This is a genomic window from Burkholderia paludis (genome assembly GCF_000732615.1).
GTDB classification, from domain to species: domain Bacteria; phylum Pseudomonadota; class Gammaproteobacteria; order Burkholderiales; family Burkholderiaceae; genus Burkholderia; species Burkholderia paludis.
Genome location: NZ_JPGL01000005.1, coordinates 14,542 through 34,966 on the forward strand (window position 1 = coordinate 14,542; position 20,425 = coordinate 34,966).

The window sequence follows — 20,425 nt, forward strand, 5'->3', positions numbered from 1 at the left end:
CGCGCCCGAGGCGCGGCACACGCGGGCGTGAACTTACTTCGTGTTCACGTTCGCGGCGGCAACGGCCGTCATGTTGATGATCCGGCGCACGGTCGCGGCCGGCGTCAGGATGTGGACCGGCTTCGCGGCGCCGAGCAGGAACGGGCCGACCGTCACGCCTTCGCCGCCGACCATCTTCAGCAGGTTGTACGCGATGTTCGCCGCTTCGACGTTCGGCATGATCAGCAGGTTCGCTTCGCCCGACAGCGTCGTGCCCGGGAACGCCTGCTTGCGGATCACTTCCGACAGCGCCGCGTCGCCGTGCATTTCACCGTCGACTTCCAGGTTCGGCGCGCGTTCGACGATAAGCTTGCGGGCCTCGGCCATCCGGCGCGACGACGCCGACGGCGCGCTGCCGAAGTTCGAGTTCGACAGCAGCGCGGCCTTCGGCGCGATGCCGAAGCGCTCGATCTCGGCTGCCGCCTGGATCGTCATGTCGGCGAGCTGTTCGGCGCTCGGCAGCTCGTTCACGTACGTGTCGCACACGAACAGGTTGCGGCCCGGCAGCATCAGCAGGTTCATCGCCGCGAAGTGCTCGGCGCCCTTCGCCCGGCCCAGCACCTGCTCGATGAACTTCAGGTGGCTGTGGAACGTGTCGATCATCCCGCAGATCATCCCGTCCGCGTCGCCCAGGTGCACGAGCATCGCGCCGATCAGCGTGTTGAACTTGCGCAGCGCGGCCTTCGCGACTTCCGGCGTCACGCCGTCGCGCGCACCGATCTCCTGATACGCCTGCCAGTAGCGGTGGTAGCGCGCGTCATCTTCCGGATCGACGATTTCGAAATCGGTGCCGGCCTTCAGCTTCGAGCCGATCTTCTGCAGACGCATGTCGACGACCGACGGACGGCCGACGATGATCGGCTTCGCGATCTTTTCCTGCAGCACGAACTGCGCGGCGCGCAGCACGCGCTCGTCTTCACCTTCGGCGAACACGATGCGCGCCTGCTGCTTCTTCGCGGTGGCGAACACCGGGCGCATCACCATGCCGGTGCGGTAAACGGTCGCGCCGAGCTGCTCGCGGTATGCGTCCATGTCCTGGATCGGACGCGTGGCGACGCCCGAATCCATCGCGGCCTGCGCGACGGCCGGCGCGATCTTGATGATCAGGCGCGGGTCGAACGGCTTCGGGATCAGGTAGTCCGGCCCGAATTCGAGCGAGTGACCTTCATACGCCTTCGCGACTTCCTCGCTCTGGTCGGTTTCCTCGGCCAGCTCGGCGATCGCGCGCACGCAGGCGAGCTTCATCTCTTCGGTGATCGTCGTCGCGCCGACGTCGAGCGCGCCGCGGAAGATGAACGGGAAGCACAGCACGTTGTTGACCTGGTTCGGGTAGTCCGAACGGCCGGTCGCGACGATCGCGTCCGGGCGCACGGCCTTCGCGTCCTCGGGGCGGATTTCCGGCTCCGGGTTCGCGAGCGCCAGGATCAGCGGCCGGTCGCCCATCGTCTTGACCATGTCCTGCTTCAGCACGCCCGCGCTCGAGCAGCCGAGGAACACGTCCGCACCGACGATCGCGTCGGCGAGCGTGCGCGCGTCGGTGGTCGCCGCGTAGCGCTGCTTCGACGGATCGAGATTGCCGCGCCCTTCGTAGATCACGCCCTTCGAATCGGCGACGAGGATGTTCGACTTGGTCAGGCCGAGATTCACCAGCAGGTCCAGACACGCGATGGCCGCGGCGCCGGCGCCCGAGCACACGAGCTTCACTTCGGACAGCTTCTTGCCCACGACCTTCAGGCCGTTCAGGATCGCGGCCGACGCGATGATCGCGGTGCCGTGCTGGTCATCGTGGAAGACGGGGATCTTCATGCGCTCGCGCAGCTTCTGCTCGATGTAGAAGCACTCGGGCGCCTTGATGTCCTCGAGGTTGATGCCGCCGAGCGTCGGCTCGAGCATCGCGATCGCCTCGACGAGCTTGTCGGGGTCGGACTCCGACAGTTCGATGTCGAACACGTCGATGCCCGCGAATTTCTTGAAGAGGCAGCCCTTGCCTTCCATCACCGGCTTCGCGGCGAGCGGGCCGATGTTGCCGAGGCCGAGCACGGCCGTGCCGTTCGTGATCACGCCGACGAGGTTGCCGCGCGACGTGTACTTCTGCGCGTCGAGCGGATCGGCGTGAATCGCTTCGCACGCAGCGGCGACGCCCGGCGAATATGCGAGCGACAGATCGAGCTGGTTCGACAGCGGCTTGGTCGGGGTGACCGAAATCTTGCCGGGTTTCGGGTTCTGGTGATAAGCGAGTGCGGCCTGCTTCAGTTGTTCGTCCATGATTGACCTGCGAGAGACATGCGAAATATTGACGTTCAGTACACAGCACCTTGGGCCGCGTCTGCCTGAATCGAGGGGATGATCGACTGCGAGACGGCACGCGACGCGCCGGATCGGCACGCCATCGAACCTTGGCGGGTGGCAAGAGGAAAGTACAAAGTACTGAACGATTTCTAAGGGTCGCCTAGTGTACACCCCCTAAATGACCTCCGTTGGTGCAGCGCCGCATCCTCTGCATCAGCGCGCGAGCGATCCAGCCCCGGTTGTTTCGCCGGTGGCGAGCCGCGCGGCGAACCCGCGCGAATTCCGCCGAAAACCGGCCTGAATCGGGTAAAATAGCGGGCTACGCGCGCAGCGATGCGATTGGCCCTCCGATCGCGCCCCGGCCCCCAGGGCAGGTTCCCCTTGCTGCGCCACCGGGCCCGCGCCCGCTCTTCGCTCATCACCCAAGGAATGCCCATGACAGGCTACGATCGTCAGTCGATCTCGGATACGACCGCCAAAATCCTGCTCGAAGTGCAGGCAGTGCACTTCAATGCAGAAAAACCGTTCATCTTCACGTCCGGCTGGGCAAGCCCCGTCTATATCGACTGCCGCAAGCTGATTTCGTATCCGCGCGTGCGCCGTGCGCTGATGGAAATGGCGGAAACAACGATCACGCGCGACATCGGCTTCGAGCAGATCGACGCGGTGGCGGGCGGCGAAACGGCCGGCATCCCGTTCGCGGCCTGGATCGCGGACCGGATGATGGTGCCGATGCAGTACGTGCGCAAGAAGCCGAAGGGTTTCGGCCGCAACGCGCAGATCGAAGGCCATCTGGAAGAAGGCTCGCGCGTGCTGCTGGTGGAAGACCTCACGACCGACAGCCGCAGCAAGATCAACTTCGTCAACGCGCTGCGCACCGCCGGCGCGACGGTGAACCACTGCTTCGTGCTGTTCCACTACAACATCTTCAAGGAAAGCGTCTCGGTCCTGAAGGACATCGACGTCGACCTGCACGCACTCGCCACGTGGTGGGACGTGCTGCGCGTCGCCAAGGCGTCGGGCTACTTCGAGACGAAGACGCTCGACGAAGTCGAGAAATTCCTGCACGCACCGGCCGAGTGGTCGGCGGCGCACGGCGGCGCGACGGCCCCCAAGGAATGACGCCGTGCCGGCCCGCTGGCCGGCATCCAGGCCGATCGAACCGCCCGCCACCCCGCGGGCGGTTTTTTTTCGCGCCACCGATTCGCGCAGGAAACAGCCGGGATCGCGGGCAGCGGCGTGCGTCGCTCATCGAACCCTAATGCTAGACTTGATCCATCGCCGCCATCAGCTGCGCGGGCAACACACCATGCCAACAACGCCGGGAGTATCAGCCCGGCCCACGTGACGGGAGAAGCGCCATATGCGTGTGGATCGCCGGATCACTCCGCCTGCGCCATCGGGTCGCCCGACTCCGTTCCTCGCCGCCCTCCTGTACGCTGCCGCCCTCGTCGCACTGCCCGCGCATGCGCAAGGCGCGTTCACCGTGTCGAGCGACGACCTGACGCCCGGCGGGCGCGTGCGCGCCGCGAACGTGTTCGATCGCGGCGACTGCAAGGGCGGCAACCACTCGCCGCAACTCTCCTGGCACAACCCGCCGCCCGGCACGCGCGGCTATGCGGTCACGATCTTCGATCCCGACGCACCCGGTCACGGCTGGTGGCACTGGGCCGTGGCGGGCATCCCGGCCACCGTCACGAGCCTGCCCGCCGACGCGAGCGCGTCCGGCTTCCTGCGGCGCATCGGCGCGAGCGAGGCGCGCAACGATTTCGGCATCGACGGCTACGGCGGCCCGTGCCCGCCGCCCGGCAAGCCGCACCGCTACGTGATCACCGTCTACGCGCTGAAGGGCGACGACCTGCGCGTCGCGCAGGGCCGCCCCGCGCCGATGTTCGAGCACGAAATCGGCACGCAGGCTATCGGCAACGCGCAGTTTACGGTCAGCTACGGGCAGTAGCCGGCGGCCGGCGGCCGCGTTGCGGGTTGCGGGTTGCGGGTTGCGGGTTGCGGGTTGCGGGTTGCGGGTTGCGGGTTGCGGGTTGCGGGTTGCTGGTGCTGGTGCTGGTGCTGGTGCTGGTGCTGGTGACGGTGACGGTGACGGTGCTGGTGACGGTGGCAGTGCCAGGTTGCCCGTCGCGCCACGTTGCTGCCGCAAATTTCAGCGCACCGCACCCGTGCGCTGTCCCGTCATTTCGGCTTGCTAGACTCGTCTTCACCGGTCGCGGCGCCACGCCGCGCATCCGTCGCGCCGCCCGCCGGCGACGCGTGACGCGGCGAGCCGCTGCGGCCGCCGTTCCCATTCCTTTCCGGAGAACGCTTCATGCCGAACATCGTCATCGTGTATCACAGCGGCTACGGTCACACGCAGAAACTGGCCGAGGCCGTGCACGCCGGCGCGCAGGACGCCGGCGCAACCGCGCGGCTGCTCGCCGTCGACGACCTCGACGACGCGGGCTGGGCCGCACTCGATGCGGCCGACGCGATCGTCTTCGGCGCGCCGACCTACATGGGCGGCCCGTCGGCGCAGTTCAAGCAATTCGCCGATGCAACGTCGAAAGCGTGGTTCACGCAGAAGTGGAAGGACAAGATCGCCGCGGGCTTCACGAACTCCGCGACGATGAACGGCGACAAGTTCTCGACGATTCAATATTTCGTCACGCTGTCGATGCAGCATGGGATGGTGTGGGTCGGCACGAGCCTGATGCCGGCCAACACGAAGGCGGCCACGCGCAACGACATCAACTACCTCGGCGGCTTCACCGGCCTGCTCGCGCAATCGCCGGCGGATGCGACGCCCGACGAGGCGCCGCTGCCGGGCGACCTCGCGACCGGAGCGGCATTCGGCCGGCGCATCGCCGAAGCGACGGCCCGCTGGGTCGCCGGCGACCGCTGAGCACGCCCCGACGCCAGCGCGCCCGTCGGCGTCAAAGGGACACAAGACGGCCCGCCGGCCGTCTTTTTTTCACCCCGTGCGGCACAGGCCCGGCGGATGACGTCTTAAAATGGCGGTCTCCGGGCGCGGGCCCCCGTTTCATCCAGTGAGAGCGAAATGAGCACCAAAGTTTTTGTCGACGGCCAGGAAGGCACGACCGGCCTCAAGATCTTCGAATACCTGTCGGCGCGCAACGATATCGAGATCCTGCGCATCGACGAAGCGAAGCGCAAGGACGTCGACGAGCGCCGCCGTCTGATCAACGCGTCGGACGTCACGTTCCTGTGCCTGCCGGACGTCGCCTCGCGCGAATCGGCCTCGCTCGTCGAGAACCCGAACACGACGCTGATCGACGCGAGCACCGCGTTCCGCACCAGCGCCGACTGGGCCTACGGCCTGCCCGAACTGACCCGCGCGCAGCGCGAGAAGATCCGCACGTCGAAGCGGATCGCGGTGCCGGGCTGCCATGCATCGGCCTTCGTGCTCGCGATGCGCCCGCTCGTCGATGCGGGCATCGTCGCGCCGACGTTCGCCGCGCACAGCTACTCGATCACCGGCTACAGCGGCGGCGGCAAGTCGATGATCGCCGACTACGAAAGCGCCGCGCCGGGCGGCAAGCTCGCGAGCCCGCGCCCTTATGCGCTCGGCCTCACGCACAAGCACCTGCCCGAAATGGCGGCCCACACGGGCCTCGCGAACCCGCCGATCTTCACGCCGATCGTCGGCCCGTTCCTGAAAGGCCTCGCGGTGACGACCTACTTCACGCCCGACCAGCTCGCGAAACGCGCGACGCCGCAGGACGTGCAGCGCGTGTTCGCGGAGTACTACGCGGACGAAGCGTTCGTGCGCGTCGCGCCGTTCGACGCGGACGCGAACCTCGACGGCGGCTTCTTCGACGTGCAGGCGAACAACGACACGAACCGCGTCGACCTGTTCGTGTTCGGCAACGCAGAGCGCTTCGTCACGGTCGCGCGCCTCGACAACCTCGGCAAGGGTGCGTCGGGCGCCGCGATCCAGTGCATGAACCTGAGCATCGGCGCGGCCGAGGATACGGGCCTCGCACGCTGATCATCATCGCACGCGAAACAAAGCCGGCCGCTGGCCGGCTTTTTATTTACCCGTATCAGGCAATATATAAAATTCCGTTCACGCATTTACAAATATTTACAAGCTTTCCATTTCACAATTACCAGTGAATTAATTGCCCCCTCTTTATCCAGTCAATCCCGATTAGGGATACACCGGATACCGCCCGCTTTAAACACTGCCGTTATACGCAGGAAGGCTCCCCGACAGTCTTCCCGGTGAGGCATGCGCTCCACTCCGGGCACTCCCGGCAGGCTGCCGTCCGTTTTAATTCTTACCGCACGCCGCTTCCAGGAAGGATTAAAAACACCCAATCCGTTTCAATCGCCTTTTTTAGACGGGTTCATCAATTGACAGCAAAAATCAAGGCGGCGACATTAGCTCGCACAATTAAACGATTGGAGACAGCGGCATGTCGCACACCTTATCGAAGGGGGTGGCAACGGCCTTTGCCATTGCCCCTTTCCTGCTTGCATGTGGCGGCGGTGACTCCGGCGGCGCGCTCGCGCCGATCAATGCGCCCCAATGTTCCGGATCGAGCTGCGGCACGCAAGGGCCGCCGCCGTCGCAGCCCGTCAACGCCTCGCTGTGCCCGGCCGACGCCGACATCGTGAAGAGCACGTATCTCGGCGGCGCCGGCAGCGGCGAGATCGTCAGCGTCAACATCGACGCCGTGGCGATGACCTACACGCTGAAGTGGCTCGAATCGCCGATCCCGCTCGCGACCGGCACCGTGACGCCGAGCCGCGCCGGCACGACGATCACCGGCAAGGCCGTCCATCCGCCGACCGGCACGCTGCCGACCGCGGAACAGACACGTTGCGCGTTCGTCCTCACGCCCGGCACCGGCACCGCGCCCGGCGGCGCGACCTATTCGACGGCCGCCGACTTCAACCAGGCGAACCCGCCGATGCTGCTGGTCGGCATGGGCGTCGCGGGCGGCGGGATTCCGGGCGCGACGGTGCAGTACGACGGGCTGACGATCATCCCGGGCGTGCTCCAGAACGTCGGCCAGGTACCGAACCGTCACTTCGACTTCTATCCGTTCCTCGGCTTCGCGAACACGACCACGGATCTCTCGAAGCTGCCGGGCACGTACAACGCGCTGATCTACCACCTCGTGCCGTCGGGCAACTACGCGACGGCGGGCACGAACTCGAGCGAGACGTTCGACGCGAACGGCGCGTGCACGTCGACGAGCACGGGCGGCTGCCAGACGACCGGCAATCCGTGGACCGTGAACACCGCGAACGGCGGCTACTTCGACAGCACGAAGGCGCCGCAGACACTGCCGCAAACGCAGTTGCCGCTGATCGGCGCGACCGGCAAGTCGGCCACCGCGCACATGGTGATCGGCCAGCTCAACGGCGCGACGGTGCCGGTGATCGTGCGCACGGGCAACGTGAACCTCGGCACGCCGCCGCTGCACCTCGACGCGCAGGTCGACGACGAATCGGGCATCGCGGTACTCGGCGCGGCAACCGCGATCCAGTCGGGCGCGATCGACGGCGGCTACGCGGGCGCGGACTCGAACTTCAAGTACACCGCCGCGCTGATCCGCGGCAGCAATGCGTCGTTCATCAACCCGACCACCCAGGTCGAGGAAGACGGCTTCACGCTCGACTACAGCCAGGCGACACCCGGCCTGCTGAACGCGAAGACGACGCCGCCCAGCGGGGCGAGCTACCCGTCCGCGTCGGGCGTGGTGATCGCGACGGGCGGGCTGTACGCGGCGCTGATCCAGGGCACGGTGAACGGCGGCGTCACGTCGACGTCGGCGAACTCGACGACGACGTCGACACCGTACTTCGGCGTGGGCGCGCAGATCAGCAAGTAGCGGACGAGGACGCGACGGCGGCTCTCCCGCCGTCGCGTGACGCACGCGCGCGGCACGGCGCGGGCAGGACGAGCACAAGCGACAGAAGCGGCCGACAGGGAGCTGGCCGCCACACAAGACAAATCTGGAGGAGCAACATGAAGCGCAACCTCATTCTGGCGGCGGCCCTTGCCGCCCCCCTTCTTTCCGCCTGCGGCGGCGGCGACGACAATCCGCCTCCGCTCGTCGAAGACCGGCTCTGCCCCGCCTCGCTCGACTACAGCACCGTGTTTACGGGCGGCGCGGGCAGCGGCGAACTCGCCAAGGTCCAGCTCGACACGACCAAGATGACCTGGCAGGTGACGTACGTCGAATCGCCGGTGCCGCAAACGACCGGCACCGTCGTGCCGACCCGCGCGGGCACCGTCGACAGCGGCACGCTCACGCAGGAAACGCTGCTGCCGACCACCAAGCTGAACCAGTGCGCGTACCGCCTGAACGGCGCGAGCCTCGACCCGACGCGCCCGGCGCGCATCTTCGTCGGCATGGGCGTCGCGGGCGGCACGATTCCCGGCAAGGAGATCCAGTTCAACGGCGTGCTCGGCCAGGCCGCGGTGCCCGACACGAAGTTCCCGTACTACCCGTTCATCGGCTTCTCGTCGATCGAGACCAACATCGCGAACGTCGCCGGCACCTACAGCCATGTCGGCTTCGGCGAAGTGCCGTCGCAGAACTTCGCGCCGGCGTCGATCGACGCGAAGGTCACGATCAACGCGGACGGCTCGTGGACCAAGTGCGACTCGACCGGCCAGTTCGCCGGCGGCGCGTGCACGCAGCAAGGCACGAACTTCGTGCAATCGGCCGACGGCAGCGGCGCGTTCCAGTCGAACAACTACGCGAGCCAGCTGAAACCGACGCTGTCGACGACGCCCCAGGGCAAGGGCTTCATGATCGTCGGCAAGCTGCGCAACCAGCTCGTACCGATCCTCGTGCGCACCGGCGTCGCGAACCCGAACCCGACGCCCGACAGCAACGGCGTGCCGGGCCTCACCGCCGACGACGAATCGAGCATCTCGATCCTCGCGCCGCAGTCGATGATCGCGGTCGGCTCGCAGAACGGCGAGTACATCGGCGTCGACAGCCAGTTCGACTATCGCACCACCGCGCTGACCAACACCCAGGCAACGCTGCTCGATCCGTTCAACGCATCGCAGGCATCGCTCGCGACCGCGCTCGATCTCGACTACACGCAGAAGGTGCCGGGTACGGTGACGACGATCCACACCGGCGCCAGCAGCTCGACGCCGACCGGCAAGTTCATCTTCACGGGTGGCGTGTTCGGTTTCCTCGACAACGCCGGATCGACGCCGTATTTCACGATCGGCGCGTTCGTCCAGTAAGCGGAGGGGCAAGCCGTGATGAAGAAGACCCTTCTCTGCGCGGCGGCCGGCGCCGCCGCGCTGGCGCCGCTCGCGGCATACGCGCAGAGTGCCGGCAGCAACGTCGTCACGCTGGGGTGGTTCCACGTGATGCCGCAGCAGAGCAGCACGCCGATGACGACCAACGTCGCGCCGACGCCGATCAACACGCCGCTGCGGCTGCCGCCGTCGTTCACGTCGCCGGGCACCGGACTGCGCACGAGCGGCGCCGATACCGTCGGCCTGACGGTCAGCCACTTCCTGACCGACCATATCGCGGTGACGTCGGTGGCCGGCGTGCCGCCGGTGTTCAAGGTGTCGGGACAGGGCACGATCACGCCGCCGGGACCTGCCGGCGCGCTCGGCACGCAGAACATCGGGCTGGCGTCGGTCAACCCGATCGTGAAGAGCGTGCGGCAGTGGAGCCCGGCGGTGCTGCTGCAGTACTACTTCGGGCAGGCCACCGCGAAGTTCCGGCCGTTCCTCGGCCTCGGCGTGTCGTACAACTGGTTCAGCGACCTGCAGCTCAACACGAACTTCATCAAGCAGACGCAGGACAACCTCGGCGCGATTCTCGCGGCGGGCGCGGGCAAGCCGGGAACGACATCGGTGGAGGCGAAGGCGTCGTCGTCATGGCAGCCGGTGTTCAACGCAGGCGTGCAATACAACATGACCGAGCACTTCGGGCTGATCGCGTCGGTGACGTACATTCCGCTGAAGACGACGTCGACGGTGACGATCAAGGCGGCCGACGGCACGGTGCTCGCCGAGTCGAAGTCCGAACTGAAGGCCGACCCGATCATCAGCTACGTCGGGATGACGTACAAGTTCTGAGCGCGGCGAAGGGCGCACGGCAGTGCCGCGCGCAAAAATCGCAGGCAAAAAAAAGCCCGCCTAAGAGGCGGGCTGAATCCATATCAGAGGAGACATGGAGGAGACAGGTGCAACTATAGCGAATCGGTTTCCGCAATGCAACATTTCCGTAGAGAAAATAAGGATTTTCCCTCGAATGCTGCCTCTAGACCGTCGCCATTGCATCTGACCCCTTCCCGTTCTCGCGATCGAGCACCTCGCCCAGCGCATCGCGCAGCAGCGCGATGGGCCGCACCAGGCGGCCCGGCAGCGCGCCGTGCACGATCCACACGTTGATCCGCGTCTCCAGCCCCACCGTTTCCACCACGCGCAGCGCATCGCGGTGCGCGCTGCGCGCCAGCGCGCTTGGCGCCGCGATGCCGATGCCCGCGCCGCGCGCGACGAGCGACAACTGCAGCTCCGAGCCGAACGCCTCCACCGCGACGTCGAACGGCAGCCCGGCCGCGCCGAGCGTGCGGCTCAGCGCCGAGCGCATCCCGCAGCCGTCCTGGCTCAACACCCACGGAAATCCCGACAGCGTATCGATCGACAGCGGGCCGTCCGGCAGCGGAAAGTCGCGCGCGGCAACGAGCACCGTCGGCTGCGTGGCGAGCCAGGTCGCCGTGAGCGGGTCGGGCAAGGGCGCGCTTGCCGGCACCATCACGGCCGCGACGTCGAGCGCGCCGCGCTCGATCCCCTGGATCAGCGCCGGCGACCAGCCGGCCGTCACGCGCAGCGTGAGGCGCGGAAACGCGTCGCGCAGCCGGTCGATCGGCTGCTCGAGCGCCAGCTCGGACAGGAACGGCGGGACGCCGATGCGCAGTTCGCCGGACGGCTCGCTGTCCGGCGCGCCCGCCGCCATCAGTTCGTCGACCGCGCCCAGCACGTTGCGCGCCAGCGCGTAGACGTCGCGCCCGGCGGCAGTCGGCTTCAGCGGCTTGCTCTGCCGTTCGAGCAGCGGCATGCCGAGCAGCGTTTCGAGGTTCTGCACGCGCCGCGTCAGGCCCGGCTGCGTCAGGTGGAGTTTCGCGGCCGCCGCGACCATCGACCCGCTGTCGACCACCGCGACGAACGCCTGGAGATCACGCGTATTCAAAACAAACTCGCATAATCATGTTAGACATAATTCAATTGTCGCATAAACATCGGCCGCCTACGATGGGGATTCCTTCGACCCATCCGCCAGGCCCCCGATGAACCGCCCTGCCGCCCCTTGCCCCGCCGACGTTCGCCCGCCCGTCAGCACGCCCGCCGGTGCGCCGCCCGCGTTGAGCGCGGGCATGACGCTCTTCTTCGCCGCGACGGTCGGCGTAATCGTGATGAACCTGTTCGCCGCGCAACCGCTGACCGGCCCGATCAGCACCGACCTGCACCTGCCGCCCGGCCTGACCGGCCTCGTCGCGATGCTGCCGCAGCTCGGCTACGCGGCCGGGCTCGTGCTGCTCGTGCCGCTGGTCGACCTGCTCGAGAATCGCCGCCTGATCGTCGCGACGCTGGCCGCATGCGCGGCTGCGCTCGCGCTGCCCGCGTTCACGCGGTCGGGCGCCGTGTTCCTGCCGGCGACGCTGGTCGCCGGCGCCGCGTCGAGCGTGATCCAGATGCTCGTGCCGATGGCCGCGTCGATGGCGCCCGAAGCGCAGCGCGGCCGCGCGGTCGGCAACGTGATGAGCGGGCTGATGCTCGGCATCCTGCTGTCGCGGCCGCTCGCAAGCCTGATCGCGGGCGCCGCCGGCTGGCGTGCGTTCTACGTGCTGGCCGCGCTCGCGAACGCCGTGCTTGCCGCCGTGCTCGCGCTGCGCCTGCCGTCGCGCACGCCGTCGGTCACGGCCGGCTACCGCGCGCTGCTCGCGTCGATGGGACGGCTGCTTGCCGACGAACCGGTCCTGCGCCGGCATGCGCTGTCGGCCGCGCTCGCGATGGCCGCGTTCAGCGCGTTCTGGACAGCCGTCGGGCTGCGGCTCGCCGGGCCGCCGTTCGGTCTGGATCTGCACGGCATCGCGCTGTTCGCGTTCGCCGGCGCGAGCGGCGCGATCGTCACGCCGCTCGCCGGCCGCGCGGGCGACCGCGGCCACGGCCCGGCCGCGCAGCGGATCGCGCACGGCACGATGCTCGCGGCGCTGGCCGTGCTCGGGATCGCGGGCGCCGGCTGGTTCGGCTTCGATGCGCACGCCCACCGCGGGCTCGCGCTCGCGCTGCTGGCCGCCGGCGCGGCGCTGCTCGACGCGGGCGTCATCGTCGACCAGACGATCGGCCGCCGCGAGATCAACCTGCTGAATCCGGCCGCGCGCGGCCGCCTGAACGGGCTGTTCGTCGGGCTGTTCTTCATCGGCGGCGCACTCGGCGCGGCGCTCGCGGGCAGCGCATGGGCCTGGGACGGGTGGAGCGCGGTGTGCGGCGTCGGGTTCGCGTTCGCCGGCACGGCCGCCGTCTTCGGGCGCTCGGCCGGGCGCGGAGCCCGCGCGGCGGCATTGCGCCGCCCGCGTGCGTGACACGCGCCCGAAAAGCCGAACGCCCCGCCCTCTTGCGAGTGGCGGGGCGTTCGGCGCGGCCGCGTCAGGCCGGAATCAGTGGCGCACCAGCGCCATCATCGCACCGAAGCCGACGAACAGGCCGCCGGTCAGCCGGTTGAAGACCTTCGCGACGCTCTGGCTCTTCAGCGTCGCGCCGATGCGCGTGCCGAACGACGCATAGACGAGATACCAGCTCACCTCGATCACCGCGAACGTGACGACGAGGACGCCGAACTGCGGCAGCGTCGGCTCGGCCGCGTTGATGAACTGCGGCAGCAGCGCGGCCGCGAACAGGATCGCCTTCGGGTTGCTGCCCGCGACCAGGAAACCGTTGCGGAACAGCGTCCCGCGCGAGGCCGGCGCAGCCTGGCGCGACACGGCTTCGACATCGGCGGCCGGCGCGGCTTCGTCGACGCGTGCGCGCCACGCCTTCACGCCGAGGTAGACGAGGTAGGCCGCGCCCGCGAAGCGCAACGTGTTGAACATCGCCGGCCACGCTTCGAGGACCGCGCCGAGGCCCGCCGCCGACACCGACAGCATCAGCACCAGCGCGGTGAGGCAGCCGGCCATCGTCGACGCCGACCGCCGCAGCCCGTGCCGCGCGCCGTGCGTCATCACGAGCAGCATGTTCGGACCCGGAATCGCCGACACGACGAACACCGTCGCCACGAAAAGCCACCACGTATGCAAGTTCATGACCGCCTCTGCCTGTATGTAAGGAAACGCGAAACGACGATTATGCCGGTGCGCGGGACTTCTGTCGCCGGCCGGATCAGCGCCCCGCGCGGCGCAGCGCGGCTTCGCCGAGCACCGCGAAATCCAGCTCGCCGCCGCCGTGCGCGAGCGCGTCGAGCAGGCTGTCGCGCACGACGCTCGCCACGGGCAGCGGCACCGACGCGGCGTCGCCGGCCTCCAGCGCGAGCCGGACGTCCTTCAGCCCGAGGCGCGCCTTGAAGCGCGCCGGCTCGTAGCGCCGCTCGGCGATCATGCTGCCGTAGCCCTCGTAGACGGGCCCCGGAAACACGCTGCCGGTGATCACGTCGAGGAAGTCGCGCATCGCGACGCCGTGCGCGCCGAGCAGGGCGGAGGCTTCGCCGAGCGTCTCGATCGCCGACGCGAGCGTGAAGTTCGCGGCGATCTTCGCGACGTTCGCGTGCTGCGGCAGCGAGCCGAACCGCCAGGTCTTCTGGCCGATCGCGTCGAACAGCGGCTGCACCCGGTCGATCGCCTCGGCCGGGCCACCCGCCATGATCGTCAGGCGCGCGGCGGCCGCGACATCGGGCCGGCCCATCACCGGCGCGGCGACGTAATGGATGCCGCGCGACGCATGCGCGTGCGCGAGCGACTCGGCCAGCGCGACCGACACCGTCGCCATGTTCACGTGGATCAACCCGCGCGGCGCCTCGGCGAGCAGCGCATCGTCGAAGATCGCGCGCGCGGCCGCGTCGTCGGCCAGCATCGAGAACACCGCGTCGCCGCGAAACGCGTCGGCCGGCGTGTCGACGATCTGCGCGCCGATCGCGGCGAGCGGCTCGGCGCGCTCGCGCGAGCGGTTCCAGACCCGCACCGCGTGCCCCGCCTTCAGCAGGTTCGTCGCGATTGCCTGCCCCATTTCGCCCAGCCCGATAAATCCGAGGTCCATTGCCCGCTCCTTCGCTCCGTGAAGCGGCGAGTTAAACACAGATGCGCGGCATTTGCAGGACACGCGGCCGGCCGGGCGCGGTGCGATACTGCGTGAATGGCGACCGCGACCTTCCGCTTCCACGACGAGCTGAACGCGTTCCTCGCGCACACGCTGCGCGACCGCGCGTTCGCGCGTGCGTGTGCGCGCGACGCGACCGTGAAGCACGCGATCGAGGCGCTCGGCATTCCTCATACGGAAATCGGCCGGCTGCACGTGAACGGCGCGCCGGCCACACTCGACCGGCGGCTCGACGAAGGCGACCGGGTCGACGCGTACCCCGAGCGGGCCCAGCCGGCGGCAGTCGAACGGCTCGCGCAGCCGCCCGCGGAATGGCGCTTCCTCGCCGACGCGCATCTCGGCGGACTCGCGCAACTGCTGCGCCTCGCGGGCTTCGACACTTGCTACGACAATCACTATCGCGACGACGAGATCGCGACGCTCGCCGGGCGCGAAGGCCGCGTCGTGCTCACCCGCGACCGCGAATTGCTGAAACGCCGCGCGGTCGCGCGCGGCTGCTACGTGCACGCGCAGCAGCCGGCCGCGCAGTTGCGCGAACTGTTCGAGCGGCTCGATCTGGCGCCGCACATGCGGCCGTTCCGGCTGTGCCTGCGCTGCAATGCGCCGCTGCATCCGCTCGACGCGACCGCCGCCGCGCCGCGCGTGCCGGACGGCGTGCGGCAGCGGCACCGGCGCTTCGCCGCGTGCGACGTGTGCCGGCGCGTGTTCTGGGAAGGCTCGCACTGGCGGCGCATGCGAACGGTGGTCGATGCGATGCGCGCGCCGCCGGCGGCGGGCGTTCGCGACGCCTGAAAAAACAAAACCCCGCATGCCGAAACATGCGGGGTCCTGCGACGGGTGGCCGGCGGTACCGGCTCCGGGCGAATCGCTTAGTTCTGCGCGCCTGCGTCGTTCGTGCCGGCTGCCGATGCGGCGGCGGCCTTTGCCTTGCCCTTGGCCGAACCGTGTTGCTTCAGCTGGTGCTTCGGCTTGCTGTGATCCTTCTTGGCCGGTGCCGGAGCGGCTGCCGGCGCATCGGCTGCCGGGGCTGCCGTCTGTGCGAATGCCGAAACCGATGCGAGTGCGAATGCTGCGGTCATGATCGAAGCGAGCGTCTTCTTCATTGTTCTTCCTTTAGCGGAGAAATAGTCAAACGTACCGGTAAAAGATGCGAGGCATCCGCATCGGAACGCCAGTCGCGCCGGGATTTCCGGTTGCCGCCGGGCGGTCGGCCTGTGCCGTTTCGCCGCGACAAAAACTGACGTACTGGCTCCATAACGCGCCGCCTTCGCGGCGAGTTGACACGCGGCTTGCATGTCTCGGGTTTTCCCCGAGGATGCCGGTTTCCGGCGCCCGTGCCCGCGCAACCGTCGCCGCGCACCCGTGCGCCGGCCGGTCGCGGCGGCCCGCCAAACCGGCTCTCGCGCGCCTGCCCGCGACGCTATACTGGGCGTCCATCCGTCCCTTTCCCCGGAAACCGGATCGCGGCGGGCCCCGGCACGGGCCCGCCGCCGTCTCGAGGCGCTCAAATTGCCCGATCACAATCTGGACAGACTGAAGATCGACCGGCGTCCGCTCGCACCGGCGCCGCGCCGGCGGTGGCTTCGTTACGCGGCGGCCGCCGCGATCCTCGTCGTCGCGACCGCCGCCGGTCTCGCGCTCACCGGCCGGCCGACCGTCGAAACCACATCCGTCACGTCCGCCTACCCGTACCAGAACGACACGCAGCTCAACGCGACCGGCTATGTCGTGCCGCAGCGCAAGGCCGCGGTCGCGTCGAAGGGCCAGGGACGCGTCGAGTGGCTCGGCGTGCTCGAGGGCACGCGCGTGAAAAAGGACGAGATCATCGCGCGCCTCGAAAGCCGCGACGTCGAGGCGTCGCTGGCGCAGGCGCTCGCGCAGGTGAAGGTCGCCCGCGCGAACCTCGGCGTCGAGCAGGCCGAGCTGAAGGACGCCGAGATCGCGCTGCGCCGCACCTCGGCGCTCGCGCCGCGGGGCGCCGTGCCGGCCGCGCAGCTCGACACCGACACGGCGCGCGTGAACAAGGCGCGCGCGTCGCTCAACAGCGACCAGGCGGCGATCGCGTCCGCCGAAGCCAACGCGCAGGCCGCGCAGGTCGCGGTCGACCAGACGGTGATCCGCGCGCCGTTCGACGGCATCGTGCTCGCGAAGCACGCGAACGTCGGCGACAACATCACGCCGTTTTCGTCCGCGTCGGACAGCAAGGGCGCGGTCGTGACGATCGCCGACATGGACACGCTCGAGGTCGAGGCCGACGTGGCCGAATCGAACATCGCGACGATCCGCGCCGGGCAGCCGTGCGAGATCCAGCTCGACGCGCTGCCCGACACGCGCTTTGCGGGCCGCGTGTCGCGCATCGTGCCGACCGTCGATCGCTCGAAGGCCACCGTGCTCGTGAAGGTGCGCTTCGTCGACCGCGACGACCGCGTGCTGCCCGACATGAGCGCGAAGATCGCGTTCCTGTCGAAACCCGTGTCGGCGCAGGACCGGCAGCCCGTGACGGCCGTGCAGGCGAGCGCGGTCGCGCAGCGCGACGGCCGGCCCGTCGTGTTCGTCGTGAAGGACGACACCGTGCGCGCCGCCGCCGTGACGACGGGCATGCGGATCGGCGAACTCGTCGCCATCGGCGGCGTGAAGCCCGGCGACACGGTCGTGCTCGCGCCGGGCGCGAAGCTGAAGGACGGCGCGAAAGTGACCGTCGCGAAGAAGTAGCGCCCGCGTGAACGACGCTCCGCCGCCCCTCGTCGAGATCAGCCACGTCGCGAAATCGTACCGGCGCGGCAACCAGATCGTGCCCGTGCTGACGGACATCACGCTCGACATCCGCGAGGGCGACTTCGTCGCGCTGATGGGGCCGTCCGGCTCCGGCAAGAGCACGCTGCTGAACCTGGTGGCCGGCATCGACCGGCCCGACAGCGGCGAGCTGCGCGTGGGCGGGCTCGACATCTCGCTGCTCGCGGAAGCGCAACTGGCCGAATGGCGCGCGGCGAACGTCGGCTTCATCTTCCAGTTCTACAACCTGATGCCGGTGCTCACCGCGTTCGAGAACGTCGAGCTGCCGCTGATGCTCACGCACCTGTCGCGCCGCGAGCGGCGCGAGCGCGTCGAACTCGTGCTAGACATGGTGAGCCTGGGCGACCGGACGAGCCATTACCCGTCCGAGCTGTCGGGCGGCCAGCAGCAGCGCGTCGCGATCGCTCGCGCGCTGATCACCGATCCGGTGCTGATCGTCGCCGACGAGCCGACCGGCGACCTCGACCGCGCGTCGGCCGCCGACGTGCTGGCGATGCTGCAGCGGATGAACGCCGAGCTCGGCAAGACGATCATCATGGTGACCCACGACGCGCACGCGGCCGGCGCCGCGCGCTCGCTCGTGCATCTGGAAAAAGGGGAGCTGATCGATGGGCACGCCGGCTGACCGGCCGCGGGAGCGCGCCGGATGATGGTGCCGAAGCTGATCGTTCGCAACGCGCTGCGGCACCGGCTGCGCACGCTGCTGACCGTGCTCGGGCTGACCGTGGCGGTTCTGGCGTTCGGGCTGCTGCACACCGTCGTCGACGCGTGGTACGCGGGCGCGGCCGCCGCGTCCAGCGGGCGGCTCGTCACGCGCAACGCGATCTCGCTCGTGTTCCCGCTGCCGGTGAGCGACGAGAACCGGATTCGCGGCGTCGACGGCGTGACGGCCGTGGTGCGCTCGAACTGGTTCGGCGGCATCTACCGCGACCCGAAGAACTTTTTCGCGAGCTTCGCGGTGTCGGACAACTATCTCGACCTGTACCCGGAATTCATCATCCCGGCGCAGCAGCGCGCCGACTACAACCGCGACCGCCGCGGCTGCCTTGTCGGCCGCCAGCTCGCGACGCAGTTCGGCTTCAGGATCGGCGACGTGATCCCGCTCAAGGGCACGATCTATCCCGGCACCTGGGATTTCGTCGTGCGCGGGATCCTCGACGGCCGCGACGACTCGACGATCACGCGCCAGTTGGTGTTCCACTGGGACTACCTGAACGAGACGGTGCGCCAGCGCACGCCGAAGCAGGCCGATCAGGTCGGCGTATTCGTGCTCGGCGTCGCGAACCCCGACGACGGCGCGGCGATCGCGCGCAACGTCGACGCCGTGTTCAGGAACTCGCTCGCCGAAACGCTGACCGAGACCGAACAAGCGTTCCAGCTCGGCTTCGTCGCGATGTCGAACCAGATCATCGCCGCAATCCGCGTCGTGTCGTACGTGGTGATCCTGATCATCATGGCCGTGATGGCCAACGCGATGGCGATGAGCGCGCGCGAACGCACGGCCGAATACGCGACGCTGAAGGCGCTCGGCTTCGGTCCCGGCTTTCTCGCGCTGATCGTGTTCGGCGAATCGGTCACGATCGCGGTGGCCGGCGGCGGGCTCGGGATCCTCGCGACGCCGCCCGCCGCGAGCCTGTTCAGGCATGCGGCAAGCGGCATCTTCCCGGTGTTCAGGGTGTCGGCCGAGACCGTCGTGCTGCAGGGCGCATGCTCGGTCGCGGTCGGCATCGCGGCCGCGATCGTGCCGGCGTGGCAGGCCGCACGCGTGCGCGTCGTCGAAGGCCTGCGGGCCATCGGCTAGGCCGCCGCAGCCATGGCGATCCCGCTCTCCTACGTCGCGCGCAACCTGTGGGCCAGGCGGCTCACCACCGTGCTCACCGCAGGCGGGATGGCGCTCGTGATCTTCGTGTTCGCGACGGTGCAGATGCTCGATGCGGGGCTCACGCAGACGCTCGTGTCGACCGGCGAACCCGATAACGTCGTCGTGATCCGCAAGGGCGCCGAAACCGAGATCCAGAGTGCGATCGACCACCAGCAGGCCAATGCGCTCGAGATGCACCCGGCCGTCGCGCTCGGCCCCGACGGCCGGCCGCTCGTATCGAAAGAGGCCGTCGTGCTGATCTCGCTGGTAAAGACGTCGACCGGCAAGCCGTCGAACGTGGTGATCCGCGGCGTGTCGCCGGCGGGCCTCGCGCTGCGCCCGCACGTGACGCTCGCGGCCGGCCGCCCGTTCACGCCGGGCTCGTCCGAAATCATCGTCGGCAGCGCGATCGCGAAAGGCTTCAGCGGCACGCAGCTCGGCGACCGGCTGCATTTCGCGCAGCGCGACTGGATCGTCGTCGGGATCTTCGACGCGGGCGGCAGCGGCTTCGACTCGGAGATCTGGGGCGACGCCGACCAGCTGATGCAGTCGTTCCGGCGCACGAGCTACTCGTCGATGGTGCTGCGCATCCCGAGCGCCGACGGGTTCGCACGCTTCAAGGCCGACATCGACGTCGACCCGCGGCTCACCGACGAAGCGAAACGCGAGCAGACGTTCTACGGCGACCAGTCGAAGGCGCTGTCGACGTTCATCAACATCCTCGGCATCACGCTGTCGACGATCTTCTCGATCGCCGCGATGATCGGCGCAATGATCACGATGTATGCGTCCGTCGCGAACCGCGTGGCCGAGATCGGCACGCTGCGCGCGCTCGGCTTCAAGCGCACCAGCGTGCTCGCCGCGTTCCTGCTGGAGGCCTTGCTGCTCGGCTTCGTCGGCGGCGTCGCGGGGCTCGCGTGCGCATCGCTGATGCAGTTCGCGTCATTCTCGACGACCAACTTCCAGACCTTCTCGGACCTGTCGTTCCGCTTCGTGCTGACGCCCGCGATCGTCGTGAAGACGCTGCTGTTCTCGCTCGTGATGGGGCTCGTCGGCGGGTTCCTGCCGGCGATGCGCGCCGCGCGGCTGAAGATCGTCGACGCGCTGCGCGCGCGCTGACGCGCCGC

General features: G+C 68.6%; 18 protein-coding genes. 13 read left to right on the forward strand and 5 right to left on the reverse strand.

Annotated elements, in window-relative coordinates; genetic code table 11:
- Nucleotides 1-33: 33 nt before the first annotated feature.
- Entirely contained in the window at nt 34-2,304 is a 2,271-nt protein-coding gene (locus GQ56_RS0101510) for an NADP-dependent malic enzyme (protein ID WP_031396958.1), read from the reverse strand.
- Nucleotides 2,305-2,763: 459 nt separating this feature from the next.
- Between GQ56_RS0101510 and GQ56_RS0101515 the strand changes: the two genes are divergently transcribed.
- The 7 genes from GQ56_RS0101515 (at nt 2,764) to GQ56_RS0101545 (ending at nt 10,414) form a co-directional block, all read left to right on the forward strand.
- Nucleotides 2,764-3,450, forward strand: coding sequence for an orotate phosphoribosyltransferase (locus GQ56_RS0101515; RefSeq protein ID WP_006482887.1), 687 nt, complete (start codon nt 2,764-2,766; stop codon nt 3,448-3,450).
- A gap of 241 nt (nt 3,451-3,691) precedes the next feature.
- On the forward strand, nt 3,692-4,285 hold the full coding sequence (locus GQ56_RS0101520) for a YbhB/YbcL family Raf kinase inhibitor-like protein (protein ID WP_031396959.1): 594 nt from the start codon (nt 3,692-3,694) through the stop codon (nt 4,283-4,285).
- A gap of 363 nt (nt 4,286-4,648) precedes the next feature.
- Nucleotides 4,649-5,221, forward strand: a complete 573-nt coding sequence (locus tag GQ56_RS0101525) for a flavodoxin family protein (protein ID WP_031396960.1) — start codon at nt 4,649-4,651, stop codon at nt 5,219-5,221.
- Between the two features lie 156 nt (nt 5,222-5,377).
- On the forward strand, nt 5,378-6,328 hold the full coding sequence (gene argC, locus GQ56_RS0101530) for an N-acetyl-gamma-glutamyl-phosphate reductase (RefSeq protein WP_031396961.1): 951 nt from the start codon (nt 5,378-5,380) through the stop codon (nt 6,326-6,328).
- A gap of 430 nt (nt 6,329-6,758) precedes the next feature.
- Complete coding sequence (locus tag GQ56_RS0101535; RefSeq protein WP_031396962.1) at nt 6,759-8,183, forward strand: DUF2957 domain-containing protein; 1,425 nt, start codon at nt 6,759-6,761, stop codon at nt 8,181-8,183.
- Between the two features lie 137 nt (nt 8,184-8,320).
- Complete coding sequence (locus GQ56_RS0101540) at nt 8,321-9,562, forward strand: DUF2957 domain-containing protein (RefSeq protein WP_031396963.1); 1,242 nt, start codon at nt 8,321-8,323, stop codon at nt 9,560-9,562.
- An 18-nt stretch (nt 9,563-9,580) separates the two neighbouring features.
- The gene (locus GQ56_RS0101545) at nt 9,581-10,414 is read left to right on the forward strand and encodes an OmpW/AlkL family protein (RefSeq protein WP_031396964.1); all 834 of its coding nucleotides are present in this window, start codon (nt 9,581-9,583) and stop codon (nt 10,412-10,414) included.
- Nucleotides 10,415-10,598: 184 nt separating this feature from the next.
- On the opposite strand, the gene GQ56_RS0101550 is transcribed toward GQ56_RS0101545, so the two are convergent.
- Nucleotides 10,599-11,528 (reverse strand): LysR family transcriptional regulator, encoded by a 930-nt coding sequence (locus tag GQ56_RS0101550; RefSeq protein WP_031396965.1) that lies wholly within the window; start codon nt 11,526-11,528, stop codon nt 10,599-10,601.
- Between the two features lie 97 nt (nt 11,529-11,625).
- Between GQ56_RS0101550 and GQ56_RS0101555 the strand changes: the two genes are divergently transcribed.
- Nucleotides 11,626-12,921: an MFS transporter gene (locus GQ56_RS0101555; RefSeq protein ID WP_031396966.1), complete on the forward strand. Its 1,296-nt coding sequence runs from the start codon at nt 11,626-11,628 to the stop codon at nt 12,919-12,921.
- Between the two features lie 75 nt (nt 12,922-12,996).
- Here GQ56_RS0101555 and GQ56_RS0101560 read toward each other — a convergent pair whose 3' ends face one another.
- Nucleotides 12,997-13,638, reverse strand: a complete 642-nt coding sequence (locus tag GQ56_RS0101560) for a LysE family translocator (RefSeq protein WP_031396967.1) — start codon at nt 13,636-13,638, stop codon at nt 12,997-12,999.
- 76 nt (nt 13,639-13,714) lie between these two features.
- Entirely contained in the window at nt 13,715-14,791 is a 1,077-nt protein-coding gene (locus tag GQ56_RS0101565; RefSeq protein ID WP_265183102.1) for an NAD(P)-dependent oxidoreductase, read from the reverse strand.
- Between GQ56_RS0101565 and GQ56_RS0101570 the strand changes: the two genes are divergently transcribed.
- Entirely contained in the window at nt 14,681-15,436 is a 756-nt protein-coding gene (locus GQ56_RS0101570; RefSeq protein WP_031396969.1) for a Mut7-C RNAse domain-containing protein, read from the forward strand. The genes GQ56_RS0101565 and GQ56_RS0101570 overlap by 111 nt on opposite strands.
- Before the next feature lie 77 nt (nt 15,437-15,513).
- On the opposite strand, the gene GQ56_RS47005 is transcribed toward GQ56_RS0101570, so the two are convergent.
- Nucleotides 15,514-15,747 (reverse strand): hypothetical protein, encoded by a 234-nt coding sequence (locus tag GQ56_RS47005; protein ID WP_031396970.1) that lies wholly within the window; start codon nt 15,745-15,747, stop codon nt 15,514-15,516.
- A gap of 406 nt (nt 15,748-16,153) precedes the next feature.
- Here GQ56_RS47005 and GQ56_RS0101580 point away from each other — a divergent pair, with 406 nt between their 5' ends.
- From GQ56_RS0101580 to GQ56_RS0101595, 4 genes are read left to right on the forward strand one after another with little or no spacing between them, the layout of a single operon-like run.
- Nucleotides 16,154-17,356 carry an efflux RND transporter periplasmic adaptor subunit gene (locus GQ56_RS0101580; RefSeq protein WP_031396971.1) on the forward strand — a complete coding sequence of 401 codons (1,203 nt, stop codon included), beginning with the start codon at nt 16,154-16,156 and terminating at the stop codon, nt 17,354-17,356.
- A gap of 7 nt (nt 17,357-17,363) precedes the next feature.
- Nucleotides 17,364-18,062, forward strand: coding sequence for an ABC transporter ATP-binding protein (locus GQ56_RS0101585; protein ID WP_031396972.1), 699 nt, complete (start codon nt 17,364-17,366; stop codon nt 18,060-18,062).
- Nucleotides 18,063-18,083: 21 nt separating this feature from the next.
- The gene (locus tag GQ56_RS0101590) at nt 18,084-19,238 is read left to right on the forward strand and encodes an ABC transporter permease (protein ID WP_031396973.1); all 1,155 of its coding nucleotides are present in this window, start codon (nt 18,084-18,086) and stop codon (nt 19,236-19,238) included.
- Between the two features lie 12 nt (nt 19,239-19,250).
- Nucleotides 19,251-20,417, forward strand: a complete 1,167-nt coding sequence (locus GQ56_RS0101595; protein WP_031396974.1) for an ABC transporter permease — start codon at nt 19,251-19,253, stop codon at nt 20,415-20,417.
- The last annotated feature ends 8 nt before the right edge of the window (nt 20,418-20,425 follow it).